This window comes from Dichotomicrobium thermohalophilum (assembly GCF_003550175.1).
In the GTDB taxonomy this organism is placed as follows: Bacteria; Pseudomonadota; Alphaproteobacteria; order Rhizobiales; family Rhodomicrobiaceae; genus Dichotomicrobium; species Dichotomicrobium thermohalophilum.
Genome location: NZ_QXDF01000001.1, coordinates 862814 through 883193 on the forward strand (window position 1 = coordinate 862814; position 20380 = coordinate 883193).

At 65.0% G+C, this 20380-nt stretch carries 18 protein-coding genes; 12 read left to right on the top strand and 6 right to left on the bottom strand.

Annotated elements, in window-relative coordinates:
* The first annotated feature begins 74 nt into the window (after positions 1-74).
* Together BXY53_RS03940 and BXY53_RS03945 are read left to right on the top strand one after the other, a co-directional pair.
* Positions 75-773, top strand: coding sequence for a dienelactone hydrolase family protein (locus BXY53_RS03940; RefSeq protein WP_245410348.1), 699 nt, complete (start codon positions 75-77; stop codon positions 771-773).
* Positions 770-1423, top strand: coding sequence for a phosphoribosyltransferase (locus tag BXY53_RS03945; RefSeq protein ID WP_119060593.1), 654 nt, complete (start codon positions 770-772; stop codon positions 1421-1423). The genes BXY53_RS03940 and BXY53_RS03945 overlap by 4 nt, the downstream gene beginning before the upstream one ends.
* 146 nt (positions 1424-1569) lie before the next feature.
* Here the strand turns inward: BXY53_RS03945 and BXY53_RS03950 are convergent, their stop codons facing one another.
* From BXY53_RS03950 to BXY53_RS03960, 3 genes are all read right to left on the bottom strand, one after another.
* Positions 1570-2655 (bottom strand): CapA family protein, encoded by a 1086-nt coding sequence (locus BXY53_RS03950; protein WP_119060594.1) that lies wholly within the window; start codon positions 2653-2655, stop codon positions 1570-1572.
* 78 nt (positions 2656-2733) lie between these two features.
* On the bottom strand, positions 2734-5829 hold the full coding sequence (locus BXY53_RS03955; protein ID WP_119060595.1) for an efflux RND transporter permease subunit: 3096 nt from the start codon (positions 5827-5829) through the stop codon (positions 2734-2736).
* Positions 5826-6953: an efflux RND transporter periplasmic adaptor subunit gene (locus tag BXY53_RS03960; protein WP_119060596.1), complete on the bottom strand. Its 1128-nt coding sequence runs from the start codon at positions 6951-6953 to the stop codon at positions 5826-5828. Before BXY53_RS03960 ends, BXY53_RS03955 begins: the two co-directional genes overlap by 4 nt.
* 303 nt (positions 6954-7256) lie before the next feature.
* On the opposite strand from BXY53_RS03960, the gene BXY53_RS03965 reads away from it, so the two are divergent.
* The 7 genes from BXY53_RS03965 to BXY53_RS03995 all read left to right on the top strand — a co-directional run bounded on the left by BXY53_RS03965 (position 7257) and on the right by BXY53_RS03995 (position 15835).
* On the top strand, positions 7257-8309 hold the full coding sequence (locus BXY53_RS03965; RefSeq protein WP_119060597.1) for an efflux RND transporter periplasmic adaptor subunit: 1053 nt from the start codon (positions 7257-7259) through the stop codon (positions 8307-8309).
* Positions 8310-8327: 18 nt separating this feature from the next.
* Positions 8328-11414, top strand: coding sequence for an efflux RND transporter permease subunit (locus tag BXY53_RS03970; RefSeq protein ID WP_119060598.1), 3087 nt, complete (start codon positions 8328-8330; stop codon positions 11412-11414).
* A gap of 160 nt (positions 11415-11574) precedes the next feature.
* Positions 11575-12918: an NAD(P)/FAD-dependent oxidoreductase gene (locus tag BXY53_RS03975; RefSeq protein ID WP_119060599.1), complete on the top strand. Its 1344-nt coding sequence runs from the start codon at positions 11575-11577 to the stop codon at positions 12916-12918.
* 12 nt (positions 12919-12930) lie between these two features.
* Positions 12931-13308, top strand: coding sequence for a DUF5368 family protein (locus BXY53_RS03980; RefSeq protein ID WP_119060600.1), 378 nt, complete (start codon positions 12931-12933; stop codon positions 13306-13308).
* Between the two features lie 107 nt (positions 13309-13415).
* Complete coding sequence (tenA, locus tag BXY53_RS03985; RefSeq protein ID WP_210209139.1) at positions 13416-14084, top strand: thiaminase II; 669 nt, start codon at positions 13416-13418, stop codon at positions 14082-14084.
* A gap of 70 nt (positions 14085-14154) precedes the next feature.
* Positions 14155-14991 (top strand): MBL fold metallo-hydrolase, encoded by an 837-nt coding sequence (locus BXY53_RS03990; protein WP_119061763.1) that lies wholly within the window; start codon positions 14155-14157, stop codon positions 14989-14991.
* 16 nt (positions 14992-15007) lie between these two features.
* Complete coding sequence (locus BXY53_RS03995) at positions 15008-15835, top strand: DUF429 domain-containing protein (RefSeq protein WP_119060601.1); 828 nt, start codon at positions 15008-15010, stop codon at positions 15833-15835.
* A 50-nt stretch (positions 15836-15885) separates the two neighbouring features.
* Here BXY53_RS03995 and BXY53_RS04000 read toward each other — a convergent pair whose 3' ends face one another.
* A complete protein-coding gene (locus BXY53_RS04000) occupies positions 15886-16710 on the bottom strand; it encodes a cyclase family protein (RefSeq protein ID WP_119060602.1) in 825 nt (274 codons plus the stop codon).
* 267 nt (positions 16711-16977) lie between these two features.
* Here BXY53_RS04000 and BXY53_RS04005 point away from each other — a divergent pair, with 267 nt between their 5' ends.
* Together BXY53_RS04005 and BXY53_RS04010 are read left to right on the top strand one after the other, a co-directional pair.
* Complete coding sequence (locus BXY53_RS04005) at positions 16978-17523, top strand: SRPBCC family protein (protein WP_119061764.1); 546 nt, start codon at positions 16978-16980, stop codon at positions 17521-17523.
* An 85-nt stretch (positions 17524-17608) separates the two neighbouring features.
* Positions 17609-18121 (top strand): MgtC/SapB family protein, encoded by a 513-nt coding sequence (locus BXY53_RS04010; RefSeq protein WP_119060603.1) that lies wholly within the window; start codon positions 17609-17611, stop codon positions 18119-18121.
* Position 18122: 1 nt separating this feature from the next.
* Here BXY53_RS04010 and BXY53_RS04015 read toward each other — a convergent pair whose 3' ends face one another.
* Positions 18123-19181, bottom strand: coding sequence for a GlxA family transcriptional regulator (locus BXY53_RS04015; RefSeq protein ID WP_119060604.1), 1059 nt, complete (start codon positions 19179-19181; stop codon positions 18123-18125).
* A gap of 145 nt (positions 19182-19326) precedes the next feature.
* Here BXY53_RS04015 and BXY53_RS04020 point away from each other — a divergent pair, with 145 nt between their 5' ends.
* Entirely contained in the window at positions 19327-19908 is a 582-nt protein-coding gene (locus tag BXY53_RS04020) for an OsmC family protein (RefSeq protein ID WP_119060605.1), read from the top strand.
* Positions 19909-19975: 67 nt separating this feature from the next.
* On the opposite strand, the gene BXY53_RS04025 is transcribed toward BXY53_RS04020, so the two are convergent.
* Positions 19976-20221 carry a hypothetical protein gene (locus tag BXY53_RS04025; RefSeq protein ID WP_119060606.1) on the bottom strand — a complete coding sequence of 82 codons (246 nt, stop codon included), beginning with the start codon at positions 20219-20221 and terminating at the stop codon, positions 19976-19978.
* Between the last annotated feature and the right edge of the window lie 159 nt (positions 20222-20380).

The window sequence follows — 20380 nt, forward strand, 5'->3', positions numbered from 1 at the left end:
GCGCGAATTGATGACGATTAAGGACAGGACCTTGGCTCTCCCGAACAATTCGAGAATTGGGGAGGAGTAGGCGGATGATACTCAATGCACAGATGACCGTTAGCGATGACCCCTCGAATATCGAGGAGGTCGTTATCGAACCGATGGGCCTGCCTGGCTATCTGCGGCTGCCCGCGCAGCCGTCGGGCCTGGTAATCTTCGCGCACGGGAGCGGTTCGGGCCGCAACAGCCCGCGCAACAACTACGTCGCTGAAGGGCTGGGCGAGGCCGGCTTGGCCACGCTTCTGTTCGACCTGCTGACGCCGGAGGAGGAGTCGGACCGCGCCAATGTTTTCGACATTCCGCTGTTGTCCGACCGGCTGGTGAGCGCGATCAAGTGGGCCACCCAGGACGCGCGCACGAAGACGTTGCCCATCGGTCTGTTCGGCGCAAGCACGGGCGCGGCGGCGGCGCTGGTCGCGGCAGCGGCCACGCAGAACCACCGCGTCGGCGCGATCGTTTCGCGCGGCGGACGGCCGGATATGGCGGCCTGCGCGTTTCAGTGGGTAAAGGCGCCCACGCTGCTGATTGTCGGCGGCAATGACCCGCAGGTGCTGCAGCTCAACCGCGAGGCCTATGACAAGCTCGACTGCGAAAAGGAGTTGATGGTCGTGCCGGGCGCAACGCATCTTTTCGAGGAGCCGGGCACGCTCGATAAGGTCATCGATGGCGCGAAGGACTGGTTCACCCGGCATCTGGCGGCCGGAAAGGCACAAGAGGGCGAACGCGCATGACGTTCAACGATCGGCGCGAAGCGGGCCGGAAGCTGGCCGAGGCGCTGCGTCATTATCGCGGCAAGGATGCGGTGGTGCTGGCGCTGCCGCGCGGCGGCGTGCCGGTGGCGGCGGAGGTGGCGGCATCGCTCGATGCGCCGCTCGACCTGCTGCTAGTGCGCAAGGTCGGCGTGCCGTGGCAGCCGGAACTGGCAATGGGTGCAGTGATCGACGGCGCGGAGCCGATCACGGTGCGCAACGAGGACATCATCGGGCTGGCGAATGTCACCGAGGGCGACTTCGACGCCGCCGCGCAGCGCGAGCTTGAAGAGATCGAGCGGCGGCGCAAGCGCTATATTGGCGAGCGCCCGCGTCCGACGATCAAGGATCACGTCGCCATCATAATCGACGACGGCATTGCCACCGGCGCGACGGTTCGTGCTGCGATCCGCGGCCTGAAGCGCAAGGACCCAACAAAGGTTGTTCTGGCCGTGCCCGTCGCGCCGCCGAGCACCGTCGAGTCTCTGCGCGAGGAGGTGGACGAACTCGTCTGCCTGGAAGCGCCGGAGATGTTCCACGCGATCAGCCTTTATTACCGTGAATTCAGCCAGGTGAGCGACGAAGAGGTGACGCGCATTCTTGACAGCGCCCGCGCCACCACTTCCGACTAGAGCGATTGTCGGTCAGTTGGAACCACGTCATGCCCGTGCTTGACGCGGGCATCCATAGTGGCAGCCTTCTCGCTTGTAAGCTGGATTGCCGGATCAAGTCCGGCAATGACGAGTATCGGGTCGACCCAGTCTGATCGAAAAGGGCGCTAGATTTCCAACACCAGCCGACCATCTGCGAGGCGGACGCCGCGCCCGAATTTCCGGCATTCGCGGTCCAGGCGCGCGCGCAACCATTCGGCCTCCTCGGCCGAGATGCGGTTGAGCCGAAACTTGCGCAGACGAAACGGCAGCATCTCAAGGCGGGTGAGCGCCCCGTTCGTGTCGAGGTCAAGCAGATACCCCAGAACCAGCTCCGGCCGGTAGCTTTCATGGCCGCGGATGCCCTCGTAGTCGTTGAGGAAATCGCCGCAGCCATAGAGGATCGGCCGGCCCTTATGCACCTCGATCGCCTTGGGGTGGTGGGACGAGTGGCCGAAGATGATGTCCACGCCGGCGTGTTCGATCAGTCCGTGGGCGAATTCGCGGTGCCGCTCGGAAATCTCGTAGCCCCAGTTGCCGCCCCAGTGGATCGACAGCACCACCACATCCTCCGGTGCGCTGTACGCGGCGATGTTTCGCGCGAGACGCTCGAAGGAGGTCGTGCTCATGTCGGCCAGGACGTGGACGCCCGGCGTGTCCGATCCGGCGGCCCAGTGATCCGGCGTGCCGCTGGATGGACAGGCGACGGCGAACAGGTGCAGGCGGGCGCCCTGTGTCTCCACCGTGAGGGGCCGTGCAGCCTCCTCCGCGTTGCGCCCCGCGCCGACGTAGGCGAGGCCAGCGGCCGTCAGCGCATCGAGCGTGTCCGTCAGGCTCTCCGGGCCCCAATCGGCGATGTGGTTGTTGGCGAGCACGCAGGCATCGGGCTTGAAGGCCGCGATCGCCGGCGTGTTGTCCGGGTGCATCCGATAGTTGATCCCCTTCGGTTCGGGCGTGCCGTCGGCGGTAATGCTGGTTTCCAGGTTGATGATGCGCAGGTTCGGGGCCGCCGCCTCGATCTCGCCAGGCGCATCACCCCAGATATAGTCCGGCGGCACGCGGCGCGGGATGTCGCCCGTCCACGCTTCGGCGAGCCGTACATAATTGATGGCCGAGGTCATGTAAGGTTCGAACAGCACCGGGTCGCAGGGGTGCGGCAGGATCTGGTCGATCCCGCGTCCGGTCATGACGTCGCCGCACAGGAAGATCCGCATCGCAGCCACCCTCCGGAGCGATCATGGCATGGCAGGCTGGGACGGTGCTTGACAGCGGTTAACGTGGCCTGCTGGCGCTCAGAGGAGCCGCTCGCTCTCGCGCATTTGCTTGGCCAGCTCTTCCGACGCGCTGGCGCGCGGCTTCGAGAGCCGGGCCACCAGCGTATAGACCGCCGGCGTCAGGAACAGCGTGAACACCGCCGCAAGCCCAAGCCCGCCGAAGATCACCCAGCCGATGGCCGTGCGTGACTCCGAGCCCGGCCCGGCGCTCAGGATCAGCGGCAGCCCGGCGAAGATCGTGGAGATCATCGTCATGGTGATCGGGCGCAGACGCACACTGGCGGCCTCCCGCGCCGCCTCCACCACGCTTGCACCCCGGTCGCGGAGCTGGTCGGCGAACTCCACCAGCAGGATGCCGTTCTTCGCCATGATGCCGACCAGCACGAGCACGCCGATCTGGCTGTAGATGTTGATCGTCGTGCCCGTCAGGTAGAGCGCGAACACGGCTGCTGCCATGCCGAAGGGTACGGTGATCATGATGACCGCCGCGCTCGTCACGCTCTCGAACTGTGCGATCAACACGAGGAACACCACGAGGAGCGCGATGGCGAAGGTTATGGCGATCTCGCGCGAAGTTTCCTCGAGCGTCTGCGCTTCTCCGAGGAACAGCAGGCCGATTCCGGTTGGCAGCTCGGCTTGCGCCAGCGCGCGCGTTTGCTCCACCGCGTCGCGCAGGGGCAGCGACGGCGAGAGATCGGCATCGATCTCAATCGCACGGCGCTGCGCGTGACGGTCAAGCTCGGCGGCGACACCTTCCTGGCTGAACGAGATCATCTGGATGAGCGGGATAAGCCGGTCGTCCTGTGACCGGACGTAGAGATTGCCGAGGTCGGCGGGCGAGGACACCGACCCGGCCGCCGATTGCAGGATGATGGGCACGGCCTGATCGTCGACAGTCAGCTCCGCGACCTCGAAACCATCCACCAGCACGCGGATTGTGCTGGCGAGATCGTCGATATCCACGTTCAGGTTTGCGGCGCGCTCCCTGTCGATCCGAAGCGAGATTTGTGGCTGTGTGGCCTGATACTGCACGCGGGTGTTGCTCAAGCCCGGGATCTCGGTTTCCAGCTTGCGGGCGAAGTCGTCGGCCGCCGCGGCGATGGCCGGGTAGTTGCTGCCCGTCAGCGCGAGCTCAAGACCGCCACCGCCAGGGCCGCGCAGACCGAGGCTGTTGCCGCGAGAGATGTAGGTGGTGAAGCCCGGGATGTCGTTCAGCGGGCCGCGGATCGTCGCCTCGATTTCCTGTTGCGCCCGCGCGCGCTGCTCCCAGGGGGCGAGCGGGGCGCTCAGATAACCGCGGTTGAAGTCATAGCGGCCGGTGATGGAGAACAGTCGCTCCACCGTGCCTTCTTCGATCAGCGGGTCGAAAACGCCCTCGGCCTTTTCGACCTGCAGATCCATGTAATCCAGCCCGACTCCGTCCGGCGCCTGCAGCCAGACATTGATCTCGCCGCGATCCTCCTGCGGGACGAGCTCCTCGCCCAGCGTATGGAATATGACAAGCGCGACAGCGCCGACGCCGCAGGCCGCGGCCAGCACGATCAACGGTGCGGCGAGCACGATGCTCAGCAGCTTGTCATAGGCGCGCTGCAATAACTCGCCGAGGCCACCGAGCGAGAAGCGCGACCCGCCGCCCTCCTGCGCTAGAGGCAGGCGCGAGGCGATCATCGGGCACAGCGTCAGCGCGACGAAGGACGAGATCAGCACTGTCGCGGCCAGCATGAAGCCGAATTCGCGGAACAGTCGCCCGGCTGTGCTTGGCAGGAAGGAGATCGGCACGAACACCGCGACCAGAGTCGCCGTCGTCGCTAGAACGGCGAAGAAAACCTGCTGTGTGCCAATGACCGCGGCGGCCTTCGCGCCGATGCCCTGCGCCTGCCGGCGTTGGATGTTTTCCAGCACCACGATGGCGTCATCCACTACGAGACCGGTGGCGAGGACCAGCGCGAGCAGGGTGATGAGGTTGATGGAGAAGCCGAACAGCCACAGCGCCGCCACCGCGCCGATCAGTGCGACCGGGATCACCACCGCGGGCACGATGGTGGCGCGGAACCGCCCGAAAAACAGCCAGATGACCGCGACGACGATCAGCGTTGCGAGCGCCAGAGAGGTCAGCACCTCGGAAATCGCGCCCTCGATGAACACGGAATCGTCGGACTGGATGGCGATGTCGACATTGGTAAGCCGCGTGTTCAGGCTGTCGACCGCCCCGCGCACGCCTTCCGCAATCTCGACCGTGTTGGACTTCGCCTGACGGATCACGCCGACGCTGACCACGGTGCGTCCGTCGAGCCGCACGCGCGAGCTTTCGTCCGCCGGTCCGAAATAGACATCGGCCACCTGCCCGAGCCGCACGTTGTCGCGCAGGCGGAGATCGCGGATTTCCGAGGGCTCGACGACCGAGGCATTGGCCCGCACCAGCACTTCCTGCTGCGCGGATTCGAAGCTGCCGGCGGGCACATCGTAGCGCGCGCGGGCCATCAGGTCCGACACATCGCGGATGGACAGGCCATAGCTCGCCAGCCGGTTGGGATCCACCACGACACGTAAGACCCGCTCGCGTTCGCCGAAAAGCTGGGCGTCAGCAACGCCATCGACGGCGAGCAGCTCCGGCACGATCTGGTCCTCGACGACGCGCGTGACGTCCTCGACCGGAAGCGCGCTGCTTGTGACCGCCAGCCGCAGGATTGGCTCGGCGTCATTGTCCGCCTTGATGACGGTGATGTTTTCCACCTCGTCAGGTAGATCGCGCTCGGCCCGCGAGACAGCTTCGCGGACGTCGTTGGCCGCGTCGATCAGGTTGGCGGAGGGCGAGAACTCCACGCGCATGCGCATGTTGTTCTCTTCGCTGGAAGAGCGTACCGCCTTGACACCGTTTACCCGTGCCACGGCGCGCTCCAGCACGCTGGTGACTTCGGCGTCGATTGTCTCCGGGGAGCCGCCGGGGTACTCGGCCCGCACGCTCACGATCGGCCGGTCAATGTTGGGCAGCTCGCGCACCTCAACGGCCATCAGCGCGCCGAGACCGGCGATGATGATGAGGAGGTTGAGCACGGCCGCCAGATAAGGGCGGCGCACACTCAGGCCCGGAAGGCCGCTTCCGTATGTGCTCACAGTCCAGCCTCGTTCTGTGCGGTGGCGTCAGGGCGCTCGAAGCTCAACTCGCGGCCAGGCCGCAGACGCTGGGTGCCTTCGACCACGACGAGCTGGCCCGGTGCGAGGTTGCCCGCAACGAGTACGCGGCCTTCCGCCCTCTTCACGACGGTGACGGCAACCTTTTTCGCCTTGCCATCCTCTACCGCCCAGACATAGGAGCCATCGCGCTCCCAGAGCAGCGACAGCTCGGGAACGGACGGATATTCGCCGCCATCGAGCACGAGCGTGACCCTGAAGGACATGCCGCCGCGCAGAACGTCATCCGGGTTTTCCAGCGCGGCTCTCAGGCGCACGGATCGGGATTGGGGATCGACACGGCTGTTGATCTCGGTGATGCGGCCATCGAATGTCCGCCCGCGAAAACCCGGCGTCGTGGCGGTAATCGGGTGCCCGACCTTGATGCGCTTGAGGTAGATTTCCGGCACCTCGAACTCCACAAGGATCAGGCTGCGATCATCGAAGGAGGTGATCGCCGTCGAGTCGGTCACTCGGTCGCCGACCTCGACCTGGGGGATGCCAACAACACCGTCGAAGGGAGCGCGGATCGTCCGATCGGCGAGCGCCTCGCGCGCCTGCTCAAGCTCCAGTTCGGCGGTGCGTCTTGTTGTTCGCGCGGTATCGACCTGCGCCATGGCAATGGCATTGCGCTTCAGAAGCGCCTCGTAGCGTTCCACGGTGCGCTGCGCTTCGGCCAGCTTGGCCTCGGCGATGCCGACTGCGATGCGCGCCTCCCGGTCGTTTAGCCGCACGATGACATCGCCCTCCTTTAGCCGGTCGCCGGCGTCGAAGTCGATTTCGGAAACGATCCCGGAGACTTCCGGGTAAACGGTGATGGAGCGGTTGGCACGTCCATCCCCGATGGCCTGCACGCGATCAACCGACTGGATGAGCGAAACCGGCTCGACGATCACCGGGACGCCGTCGTTCGTGCGGCCGCCGCGATGTTGCTCCGGCGCTTCCTTGCTCAGCGAGATGCCCGTCAGCTCGGACAGCCGCGCGCGCTGATCCCAAGCTGCATACCCGATGCCAGCAACGACCGCGATCACGAGAATTTGTTTCCAGAAGGCCAGTTGGCGCGTCATGGGCGCTCCGCAAAAAACACTTGAAGATGCGAGATTAGCACAGAACCGACAGGTGCCGATGGCTCAGATCGCGGCGCCACCGCATCGACATGCCGTCAGCGGCACGGATGACAGGCACTCAACTTTTGGTCTATCTATCGCCAAAGATGTACGGCACATGAACGGTGCCGGATCGGCGCGGCGCGCAGCGCGCGGCCACCGCGCAGACCTGCTCGCAGCGTGTCGCAACCCTGCTGCGTTGGCCATGCTGCCGGGATGTGTTACTTTCATTAACTTAATAGCAGACCGAAGTTAGGTCACGACATGTTATCCGGATCGTTCGGCCGTTTGCCGGTTTCCGTGCTCACGGCCTTTTTCATTTCGTTCGCCTTTGTGCTTGGCGCCCCTGGCGCGCGGGCCCAGAACGCGGTGCCCGTCGAGGCGACGACCGTGGAGAGCGGCGCCGTGCGCGACGAGGTCGAGGTCGTCGGCAATATCCTCGCGGACGAGACGGTCGTCATTCGCCCGGAGATCAGCGGGCTGGTCAAGGAAATCCACTTCAGCGAAGGGGATACCGTCGAAGACGGCGATCTGCTGTTTTCGCTGGATGATGAAATCCTGACCGCCGAGGTGGCCGAGGCCAAGGCTGCGCACGAGCTGGCCAAACGCAATTTCGAACGCTCCAAGCAGCTTTACAGCCGCAAGGTCGGGACCGAGCGCACGCGAGACGAGGCGCTGGCCGAGATGCAGAGCAGCGAGGCGAAACTCGCGCTGGCCAAGGCGCGGCTGAACAAGACGAAGATCCGGGCGCCCTTCAGCGGCATCGTGGGCTTCCGGGAGATCAGTGTCGGGGCCTATGTCTCGGCGGGGACAGACCTGGTGCGGCTGGTCAAGACCGATCCGGTCGAGGTCAGTTTCCGCGTGCCCGAGCGGTTTCTGGGTGTGCTGCGCAGGGGGCAGAAAATCACGGTCCGGGTCGATGCCTTTCCCGATCGCGGATTCAGCGGCGAGGTATTTGCCCTGGATAATGTTGTCGACGTCAATGGCCGGAGTATTCAGGTGCGCGCCCGCGTGCCGAACCCCGATCTCCTGTTGCGGCCCGGGCTGTTCGCGCGCGTCAACCTGGTGACGGAACTGCGCCAGGACGCTGTCATCGTGCCGGAGGCTGCGATCGTGCCGACCGTCGAGGGCGCCTATGTCTACCGCGTCGTGGATGGCAAGGCGAAACGCACGGAGGTGACCGTCGGCCGGCGCATGGCCGGCGAGGTTGAAATCGTGGATGGCCTGTCCGCGGGCGAGACCGTCATCGTCGCGGGCCAGCAGAAGGTGCGCGACGGTGCGCCGGTCCAGCCGGTCGGTAGCGCGCAAGGAGCCTGACCGCAGGAGCATTGCCGCATGGGCATTTCGGAAATCTGTATCCGTCGGCCTGTCTTCGCGACGGTGCTGAGCCTGATCGTCTTCCTGCTCGGGCTGGTGGCCTATGAGCGCTTGAACGTCCGCGAGTACCCGAACATTGACCCGCCGGTCGTCAACGTCGAGACCAGCTATCAGGGCGCGAGCGCAGCGATCATCGAGACGCAGGTCACGCAGATCCTTGAAGAGTCGCTCGCCGGGATCGAGGGTGTGGACTACATCAGCTCGATCAGCCGCGAGGAAGCCAGCCAGATCACCGTCAATTTCCGGCTCGACCGCGACCCGGACGCCGCGGCGGCGGATGTGCGCGATCGGGTGAGCCGCGTGCGCGGACGACTGCCCGAGGAAATCGACGAGCCGGTCATCCAGAAGGTCGAGGCTGACGCGCAGCCGATCATCTATCTGGCCTTTTCCAGCGACAAGCACTCCGCGCTGGAAATCACCGATTTTGCCGACCGCTACGTGAAGGACCAGCTACAGACGCTTGCGGGCGTGGCGGAGGTGCGTATCTTCGGCGAGCGCGAGTATTCAATGCGCCTGTGGCTCGATCCGCTGCGCATGGCGGCCTATGACCTGACCCCGCAGGATGTCGAGAACGCGCTGCGCCGGCAGAACGTCGAGGTGCCCGCCGGACGTATCGAAAGCGACATGCGCGAATTCACGGTCCTGTCCGAGACCGATCTGCGCACGCCACAACAGTTCAATGACCTCGTGATCAAGCGGGCAGATGGCTACCTCGTTCGGCTGTCCGACATCGGCCGTGCCGAGTTGGGGGCGCTGGACGAGCGGCGGGTGGTGCGCTTCAACGGCGAGCCGGCGATTGCGCTTGGCGTGATAAAGCAGGCAACCGCGAACCCGCTCGATGTGTCGGATGCGGTGCGTGGGGCCCTGCCGCGCGTGCTGGAGACGCTGCCCGACGGCATGAAGGTCGAGGTCGCGCATGACAAGTCGGTTTTCATTCAGGAGTCGCTGGACAACGTTTACATGACGATCGCCGAGGCGGTCGTGCTCGTGCTTCTCATCATTTTCCTCTTCCTGCACTCTTTGCGCGCCACCTTAATTCCTCTGGTGACGATCCCGCTGTCGCTGGTCGGCGCATTCGCACTGATGTTCCTGTTCGGCTTCACCATCAACACGCTGACGCTGCTGGCTTTCGTGCTGGCAATCGGTCTCGTGGTCGATGATGCGATCGTCATGCTGGAGAACATCGCCCGGCATGTCGAAGATGGGGAGCCGCCCTTCACCGCGGCGATCCGGGGCGCGAAGGAGATTTCCTTCGCGATTATCGCGATGACGCTGACTCTGGCGGCGGTTTACGTACCCATTGGCTTTCTGACCGGCAAGACCGGTCAGCTCTTCACGGAATTCGCCTGGACGCTTGCGGGCGCGGTGCTCGTCTCCGGCTTCGTCGCGCTGACGCTGTCGCCGATGATGTGCTCGAAGCTGCTCAAGCATGAGCCGCGCCCGAACCTGCTGATCCGCTTGATCGAAGGGGGGCTGCGCGCACTCACGGCCGGTTATCGCGTGCTGTTGCGCTGGAGCCTGCGCGCCCGCCCGCTCGTGCTGCTGGTCGGGCTGGCCGTGGCGGGCGCGGGTGTCTTTCTGTTCACCCAGCTCAAATCCGAACTCGCGCCGTATGAGGATCAGGGCACGATCGTCGGCATCTTCATCGCACCGCAGGGCGCAACGATCGACTATACGGACAAGTATGCCCGTCAGCTCGAAGCGATCTACGAAAAGACGGACGATGTGGCGCGCTATTTCGTCGTCTCCGGCTTCCCGACCGTTACTCAGGGCATCGGCTTCGTTAAGACCACGCCCTGGGATGAGCGCGAGCGCACGCAACAGGAGATCGCCAAGGAGTTGCAACCCCAGATGTTCGGCGTGCCGGGCGTGCTGGCATTCCCGGTCAATCCGCCGCCGCTGGGCCAGAGCGTACGCGACCAGCCGATCCAGCTCGTGGTGATGACCTCGGAGAGCTATGCCAAGCTGAACGGCTATGTCGAGCAGATCATGGGGAAGGCGCAGGGCAGCGAGACGCTGCGCAACCTGGACAGCGACCTGGACCTCAACAAGCCGCAGCTCAAGGTGGATGTCGACCGCGACAAGGTCGCCTCGCTGGGCGTCGATGTGGAGACGCTGGGGCGCACGCTGGAAACGCTGCTTGGCGGGCGGCAGGTCACCCGCTTCAAGCGCGAGGGCCAGCAGTATGACGTTGTCGTGCAGGTCGAGGACGAGGACCGCGTGACGCCGGCGGACCTGGAGAAAATCTACGTTCGCGCGGAAAACGGCGCGATGATCCAGCTCTCCAACCTTGTCAGGCTTCAGGAGACGGTTGCGCCCAAGGAACTCAACCACTTCAACCAGCTACGCTCCGCGACGTTCACGGCCACGTTGGGCGAAGGCGCGACGCTAGGAGAGGCCCTGAACGAGCTGGAAGAGATCGTGCGCGAGGTCATCCCGCCGAGCGCGCAAGTGGACTATGCCGGCCAGTCCCGCGAGTTCAAGGAGTCCAGCGCGGAGATATATGTCACCTTCATCCTGGCGCTCGCCTTCATCTATCTCGTGTTGTCGGCCCAGTTCGAGAGCTTCATCGACCCGCTGACGATCATGCTTACCGTGCCGCTCTCGATCACCGGCGGTTTGCTGGCGCTGTATCTGACGGGCAGCACGCTGAACATCTACAGCCAGGTGGGGCTGGTGACACTGATCGGCCTGATTACCAAGCACGGCATCCTGATCGTCGAGTTCGCCAACCAGATGCGCCAGCGCGGCCTCGACATTCGCGACGCGGTCGTGGAGGCTTCGGGCCTGCGCCTGCGACCGATCCTCATGACGACCGGCGCGATGGTCATCGGTGCCGTGCCCCTCGCGATCGCCACCGGGGCGGGGGCCGAGAGCCGGCAGGATATCGGGCTGGTGATTGTCGGCGGCCTGCTGGTTGGCACGCTGTTCACACTGTTCGTGATCCCGGTGGTCTATACCTACTTCGCCCGCAAGACGATGCCCGGCCCGATCACCGACGCCGGGGAAGCCGCGCCCGGCCCCGCGCCGAAGCCGGCGGAGTAGCCTGCCGTCGACGGTCTGGGCAGACTGCAGCCTTGATAGGCGTCAAGGACGGCTACGCTCCCGCCATGCAATAATTTGAATAGAATTTGATAGCGTGCCGCGCGGCTATCACAGCACCTGCGCATGGGGTGCAAGTCGTAACGGCTTCGGGGAGGACCGCATGACAGCAGACGATGATGACAGGCTGAAGAGGGGCGCTGGGCCAGATCGCCGCCAGTTCATCAAGCTCGCCGCCGGCGCAGCAGGTGTCGCCATGCTGCCGGGCGCGGGAGGTGAAGCGCGGGCCGAGCCGTTCAAGAGCAGGGCGCGCTTCGTCATCACCGGCGCGGGCGCTGGCGGCATCAGCGCGGCCTCGCGCCTGTCTCAGATGACCGAAGGCGCGCGCATTACCATCATCGACGCGCGCGAAAATCATTACTTCCAGCCGGGGTACACGCTGGTTGGCAGCGGGGTCTGGACCCAGGACAGGGTCATCTCCTCCAATGCAGAATACATGCCGCGCGACGTGGAGTGGATCAAATCGGCGGTCGCCGAGTTCGACCCGGACGGCAACAAGGTGGTCACTGCAGAGGGCCAGAACGTGCCCTATGACTTCCTGATCGTGGCGACCGGCTGCATCCTTGATTATCCGGCCATCGAAGGCATGGAAGAAGGATTGATCGGCCGCGAGGGCATATCGAGCATCTATGCCAGCCCAGAAGCCGCCGCCGCATCTTGGCAAGCAATGCAGCGGTTCGTGGAATCCGGAGGGACCGGCCTGTTCACGCGCCCGGCCACGGAGATGAAATGCGCCGGCGCGCCGCTCAAATACACGTTTCTCACCGATGACCGGCTCCGCCGCGCAGGGAATCGCAGCAAGGCCGAGTTGATTTACAACGCCCACAACGACGAGACCTTCTCTGTCCCGGCGGTCGACAGCAAGGTGCGCGAGCTGTTCGCTCAGCGCGACATTTCATGGAACAGGAGCCACGTGCTCCGCGCCATCGATCCCGGCCAGCGCATTGCCACGTTCGAGACGCCGGAGGGGACGACTGAACTCGGCTACGACTTCATCCACGTCATCCCGCCGATGCGCACGCCAGAGCCCGTGCGCAACTCGCCGCTGCCCTGGAGGGAAGGGCCATTCGCGGCGGACGGCTGGATCGAGGTCGACAAGGTCACGCTGCAGCACCGGCGCTATCCCAACGTTTTTGGCGTCGGCGACGTCAACGGTGTCCCCAAGGGCAAGACGGCGGCCAGTGTGAAGTGGCAGGTGCCGGTGGCGGTCGAGAACATGGTCGCGGTCGCGGCGGACAAGGAGATGACTGCCACCTACAACGGCTATACCTCCTGCCCCATGGTTACGCGGGTCGGCCAGGCCATGCTTATCGAGTTCGACTACGAGAACAACCTCGTGCCGTCCTTCCCGTTCATCGACCCGCTGAAGCCGATGTGGCTGTCCTGGGTGATCGAGGAGCAGGGCCTGAAGCCGACATATTTTGCCATGTTGCGCGGGCTTGCCTGAGGAGGTGGAGCAATGAAAGATTTCCATCCGGTGACGCTTTTCGCCATCGTCCAGGAAGCTCTGGGCATCTGGCTGTGGGTCGCCATCGCCGCCGCTGCGCTGGTGGTGCTTCTGTATATCGTCGCCTTCGCCCGGGGCGTTCGCTTCGGCGGCGCGCCGCGTTTAATCGCTTCCGTGCTCGGCATCGGCGCGGGCGTCGCTGCGATCGTTCTTGCACCGATGTTCACGCAGGCGACCTACCGCGATCTGGCCGGGCTTGTGGATTGGGGGGCGCTGATCCTTGCTGGTATTGGCGCGGGGGTCGCGGTGTTCCTCGCTCTGCTGCCGCTGTTCGCGCTGCTCGCGGGGCGGCGTCGAGGCGCGGCCCAAGCCGTGCCGCACAGCGCCTGAGCCATCTCCGAAGGGCGGCCGCGACCCAGCGCCCCTTGCCGCGCGCCCTGCCAATGCCTTAGCCTTGCGCTCGGGAATTTCAACGCGAGCAAGGGGCGAACGCAGGCATGGCTTTCAGCACGGATGCATGGCAGCGCAACGCGCGTCTGATCGACACGATTCAGGAAATGGACTTCAACCGCGCGCTGAGCGCCGGGACGCTCGAGCGAGACGTATTCAAGTATTACGTCATCCAGGACTCGCTCTACCTGGCGGGCTATGCCCGCGCCCTCGCGGCCGCGGGCGTCAAGGCACCGGATTCTGAGGCGATGCTGACCTTCACCGGCTCCGCGCAGGAGGCGATACAGGTGGAGCGGGCGCTGCACGCCAGCTATTTCGAGAAATTCGGCATCGACCCGGCACAGGTGCAGGCGGCCGAACCTTCGCCGACCTGCCTGGCCTACACCAGCTATATGCTCGGGCTGGCCGAGACAGCCGGGTACGCGGAACTGGTGGCGGCCATCCTGCCGTGCTTCTGGGTGTACTGGGAGGTCGGCAAGCGTATTGACGCCGAGGCGGGGCCGGACAACCCCTATCGTGCCTGGATCGACACCTATGCCGATGAGAGCTTCGGCGAGGCGGTACAGGCCGTCATCCGCCATGTCGACCGCGCGGCCGAGGCTGCCGGGCCGGACACCGTCGCGGCAATGCATCATGCTTTCATGCGCTCGACGCAATACGAGTGGATGTTTTGGGATGCCGCATGGCGCCGCGAGGATTGGCCCGTGAAGCCGTAAGACTTCGCGGGCAGGCGATCCGACAATTTTTGTGCTATGCTCCATGAGCCCCTTAATCATGGAGCCGCGTATGCGTATTCGTGTTTTTGTTCTCAGTCTCGTCGTCGCCGTTTTCGCTTCTCCATCCGCCCCCGCCATCGCGCAGCAGCCCCAGACCGCCAGCCGGTGCCTCGCCCTCGCCGAGAACGTGCCGCGCGTCCAGTACGCCTCGCTGAATACTGCGGCGTTGTCGCAGTTCGAGGTGAAGATCACCTTCGTGGGCCATGCCACGTTCCGAATCGAGAGCGCTGGCGGCGTGATCATTGCCACGGACGACGCGGGCTATGCCGGGCCGGGGCCAGTGCCGGATGTGGTGACGATGAACCATGCGCACAGCACGCACTACACGAACAATCCCGACCCGGCCATCGACCATGTGCTGCGCGGCTGGGGCAGCGATGGCAAACCCGCCAAGCACAGCCTGACCGTCAAGGACGTGTTCATCCGCAACGTCACGACCGACATTCGCGGCTGGGGCGGCGTCCGCGAGAAGGATGGAAACTCGATTTTCATTTTCGAGGTGGCGGATCTGTGCATCGGCCATCTCGGGCACCTGCACCACACGCTCGGGCCTGAATATCTCGGGCTGATCGGTCAGCTCGATGTCGTCATGGTGCCCGTCGACGGTTCGTACACGATGGCACAGCCGGCGATGATGAAGGTCCTTGAGTTGCTGAAGGCCCGGCTCATCCTGCCCATGCATTATTTCAGCCAGAACCGGCTGCAGACCTTCCTGAACCAGGTGGGCGACGGCTACGATGTCGAAGTCAATGAGTCATCGTCTATCACGGTGACAGCCGCCAGCCTGCCCGCAAAGCCGACCGTGATGGTTCTGCCCGGACCTGAACTGCACGGCTTCATGGACTAAGCGGCTGGGCCGCAGGATGGAGGTTTACGGAGTCGACTTCACCAGCCGGCCGAGGGCCGCCAAGCCGATCACGCGCCTCCGTTGCCGGCTGGAAGGCGGTGTGCTCCGAGCGCAGGGACTCGACGAGCTGACGGATTTCGACGCGTTCGAGGCGATGCTCGACAAGCCGGGCCCCTGGATCGCGGGACTGGATTTCCCGTTCGGCCTCCCGCGCAAATTCATCGAGAGGATCCGCTGGCCCGGAAGCTGGGCTGGCTACGTCGAACATGCTGCGCGGCTCGGCAAGGCGGGCTTTCGCGCCGCGCTGGAGGACTACCGGCGCAACCGGCCCCCAGGTGACAAGGAGCACCGTCGCACAACTGATATCGCTGCCGGGTCGATCAGTCCGCAGAAGCTTTACGGCACGCCGGTCGCGCTGATGTTCTTCGAGGGCGCGCCCCGGCTGGTCCGCGCGGGCGTGACGATCCCGCACATGCAGGATGGCGACCCGGACCGCATTGTCGTCGAAGCCTATCCCGGCGCGCTGGCGCGCAAGCTGATCGGGCGGAGCAGCTACAAGAACGACATGCGTGCCAGGCAGACGCCGGCGCAGCATGAGGCGCGACGCAAGCTCCTTGAAGAATTGACGGCCGGCGCCCGGCGCGATGATCTTGGCTTCGCGGTTGTGGCCGATCAGGACCTCTGCGATGATCCGGGCGGGGATGCGCTCGATGCGCTGCTCTGCGCGGTTCAGGCGGCCTGGGCATGGAACCATCGCGCCGAAAGCTACGGCGCCCCAGAGCATGTCGATCCGCTGGAAGGGTGGATCGTCGATCCGCCAGCGACGTGCCGACCTCGGATGTAAAGATGCGGCCGGCGCATCAGGAGGTCCGGCCGCCTCATTGTCATGAGCCCTCAGACCAATGCGATCAGCCGGCTGGGTCCGCCAGTTGCACCGGCGACCTTCGGAGTGCCCGCGACAAGCGTTGCGCCAACCGGCGGTAACGCCGACAGGTTCGCCAGGTTCTCCAGCCCCCAGCGGTTGGTCGGCAGCCAGGCATAATGCGTGTCGAAGCTCTGCGACGGCCCGTGATCCAGCGACAAGGTGTCGACCGCCAGGCCGATCGCCGTGGTCTCCTCCAGCAAATACTGCGCCGCCTCGACGTGAATGCCCGGGAAGTGGAATACGCCGTCATCGTCCTTGCCGGTGAACTTGCCGGGATTTCCGACATGATCCGCCCAGCCGCTGTTCATCGCCACGCAGGCGCGTTCGGGGATGGGACCGTTCGCCGCTTCCCACGACTTGATGTCGTCCGGCGTCACCTGAGCGTCGGGATTGCCGTCGGCTTTCTCGCGGATGTCGATGACAGCCAGCGGCACGACAAGGTTGTCGACCGGCACCTCCTCGGCGCTCTGGGCTTCCTTCGAGAAGTGGATCGGCGCGTCCATGTGCGTGGCCGCGTGTTCGACCAGCGACCAGCGCTTCATGTTGAAGCCGGCTTCATCGAAGGTATACATCGTTTCCTGCTCAATGCCGGGGATGCCGAAAAAGGTGGGAAATTCGGGGCTGAACGTATGGGTGAGGTCGATGACCTGCGAGAACTGCGTTGCCGCCCGCGCCGGCGCGACCGGAGCTGCAGCGGCTCCACCGCCGGCGAGCGCGAGCGCACCTGCGCCCTTGAAGAAGCTGCGCCGGGACAGGCGCTCGGTGACGGTTTCCATGCATCCCGGGACACACATGGCTGTCCTCCCTGTTCTTCGGAGCTGATCTGGGACGGCGCGGCCGTGACCGCAGCCGCCGTCGCGTGCAAAAGCGTAGCAATCGGCATGCCGGAAGTCCCGCCCAAACTGGCCGCTGCCCATTCCGACTTTCGAAGCGTGCGAACAGGGGCACGGTTGCCGGGAAGGCCGCGGGCGCGATATTGACAACTACGTGATCCCGCACCAAGGGAACGCGTGACGGTCCGAGCCGCGCCGCGCCCGGCGCTCATGAGGGAGGAGACGACGATGAAGATGTCCGGCTCGCACACGCTGCCAGCGCCGCGCCAGGAGGTCTGGGAGAAGCTGAACGACCCGGCGGTCCTCCAGCGCTGTATTCCCGGTTGCGAAAGCCTGGAGCGTGTCGGCGAGGACAAGCTGGCGGCGGTGGTCAACGTCAAGATCGGGCCCATGAACACCAAGTTTAACGGCGAGGTGGAGCTGAAGGACCTGAACCCGCCGGAATCCTACCGCATCGAGGGCAGCGGTAGCGGCGGACAGGCTGGCTCGGCTTCCGGTGGCGCGAATGTCCGGCTCACCGAGAATGGCGGCGAGACCGAGTTGTCCTACGATGTCGACGCGCGCGTCAGCGGCAAGATCGCCCAGCTCGGCAATCGGCTGATCGACGCGACGGCGCGCAGCATGGCGGAGAAGTTCTTCGCGAACTTCGCCAACGAGGTCGAGCAGCCCGGCGCTGCCCCTGTACACACCTCGGCGGTCAGCGTGCCGTCGTGGGTGTGGATCGCGCTCGCGGTGGTGATCGCGCTGCTGTTCCTGTTTTTGGCGTTCGGGTAGACCGCCGGTTGTGCCGTTAACGCTGCGGCGCTAGCCTCAATCGGCGACAGGACGTTTGCGTCGCCGGACAAGAGACCTCAAACGCATGGAAACTGCTGCCGGGATTGACTGGTGGGCCGGTACCTCGACGCCGCCGTTGGCAGCCTTGCTGCGCCTCGTAGTTGCAGCGGCGCTGGGCGCGGTTATCGGCATCGAGCGCGAGGTCGGTGGGCGTCAGGCGGGCCTCAAGACGCACATGCTGATCTCGGTTGCGGCAGCGACCTTCACGCTCATCTCCTTCGAAATGTTCGCCGATGCCAGCAGCAAGCCCGGCGCGAATGTCGATCCGCTGCGCATCATCCAGGCGGTGACGGCAGGCGTTGCGTTCCTGGCGGCAGGCACGATCATTCGCACGGCGGACCGGGTGCGCGGGCTGACAACCGGCGCGGGGATGTGGGCGGCAGGGGCGGTCGGCGTGAGCGCGGGGGCTGGCTATCTTGTCCTTGCCGTGATGGCGACGGTCGTGACCTTTGTCATCCTGACGGTAATCCGGTGGATCGAGCGGCAATTCATCGAGCGCCCGACGCTGCGCGGTGAGGAGCCGCGCGATGGCTCCTGACCTATGGCTCCGCCGCGGCGCCGGCCTCCTGCGCAGCCTCGGCGGCTCGGGTGATGGGCTGGAACATGCGTCGGTAGGCAGCCGGCGTTAGCCCGGTCGCGCGTTTGAAGAGCCGACGGAAGAACGCCGGGTTCTCGTAGCCGATCTCGTAGGCGATGTCTTCGAAGGAGCGGCCGCCGCTTTCCAGAAGTCGCTTGGCTTCCTCGACCCGCAGGTTCTGCACATAGCCGATAAGCGTTGTCCCCGTTGCTGCCTTGAACCGCCGCTTCAGGCTGCGTTCCGGGATGCCTGCAGCACTCACCACGCTCGCCACGGCATCGTCGTCGCGGAAATGCTTCCGCAGCCAGTCTTCGGCGGCCCGCACAGCCGAGTCTGCGTGAGGCAGGCGGCGGACAAGGCTGGCATAGGGCAACTGGCCTTCGCCGTGCCATTTGAGCAGGTAGACCTTGGCGATCCGCAGTGCCTCGCCGGGGCTGCAATGACGCGAGATGATGTGGATCGCGAGGTCGTGCCAGGAGGTCGTCCCGCCCGCCGTCACGATCCGCCCGCCAGGGTCGGCGAAAACGAGGTTCGGCTCCGGGCGGAAATTCACGTCCGGGAAGCGGGTGCGGAACAGATCCTGATAGCCCCAGTGCGAGGTCGCCTCCCGGCCGGCGAGCAGGCCGGTTGCGGCAAGGAGCACGGTGCCGGAGCAGGCGGAGTAGATGGTGCTGCCGGCGCGGTATCGCCGCCGGACCCAGGCGCAGAGGTCCTCATAGCGGTCATGCATGTCGTCGTCTGTCGCCAACCACATCTCCGGCAGGATGACGAGGTCGGCCGCCGGGTCATCCGCCACGCTCAGATCGGGCGTGACCGGAATGCCGTTGCCGCAGCGGAATGCGTCGCGCGACAGCCCCACGATCCGCGGCCGGATCAGGGGATGTAAAGGCGCTTCGCCGACGAGGTCCTGCCAAAGCCGGCCCGCGGCGGCGAGCACGTCGACCATGCCGTAGAGCGCCGAGCCCGCCGTCTCCGGCAGGGCGACGATCAGGGCGTCGACAGCTTTCCCTCCCTTTTCCATCCCGGAACCTCGCTTTTTGGCACGAATGGATCGTTCCTGATCAGAATCGATCTGATCGCCGCGCGCGTCCAGCTTTAGTTTTCGTCCGTCAGCCGCGCCGAAACGCAGACCTTGCGCGGCCCAACCTCAGCGAAAGGAGACACAGATGACCCAGCAAGCCGCAGTTCAACAGCCGAACCTGCTCAACGGTCTGGACGTTCAGGCCGCCGTTGAAACGATCGGTGCCATCCAGGAAGATGAATCACTTGCCCGATTCCAGTTCCGTGCGCGGAATACATGGATCACGGGCGGCGTGAACCTGTCGAGCATCAAGGACTTCTATGGTGCGGGACGTGAAGACGATTCGCGGTCCGAGTCCTTCGAGTTCACCAATGGCGAGCCGCCGGTGCTGCTCGGCGATAACGAAGGCGCGAACCCCGTGGAGTTCCTGCTGCACGCGCTCGCGGGCTGCGTGACGACGACCCTGGTGCTGCATGCCACGGCGCGCGGCATCACGATCGAGGAGTTGTCGACGGAGCTGGAAGGCGACCTCGATGTCCGGGGGCTGCTCGCGCTGGATGACGGCGTCTCGCCCGGCTATGAGCGCATCCGCATCGGCATGAAGGTGAAGGCCGACTGCTCCGACGAGCAGCTTGCCGACCTGATCGCCTTCACGCAGGCGCACTCGCCAGTGTGCAATACGGTCTGTCGGCCCGTGCCGGTCGAGATCGTGCGGATGGCGAACTGACACACCCGCTTCAGGGCCTGGCGCTGTCGTATCTCTTTCGGCAAGTCAGGCCCGCGCCGCGGGCCCGTCAGCCGCGCCGGTCGCGCTCGTCGCCGTACTCCTCCACGCTTTTGACGATGTCGTAGACCTGCGCGGCGGACCCGGTCAGCGGACGGCGCATTTCGCCAAGCACATCGTCCTCCTGCGCCAGCCGCAGTGCGACCGCCTCCAGATCGCTATAGCTGGCATCGACCTTGAGGATGTCGGCGACCGCCTGGTCGCTCAGTGGCCCCAGGAGGCGGATCACGTCGTCGTGGGTGGGTTTTTGCGCCATTGCTCTCTCGGAAAAAATCAGTGAGCCCTGAACTGGGCGTACTCTCCCCGATCTGGCAAAGCATTATCCTGCGTCAAGCCGCAGCGCGCTCGTGACCTGCTGCATGTTTCGGGGCGATACGTTTTATCCATCATAGCGGCAGTCTAATGGAAAACACGG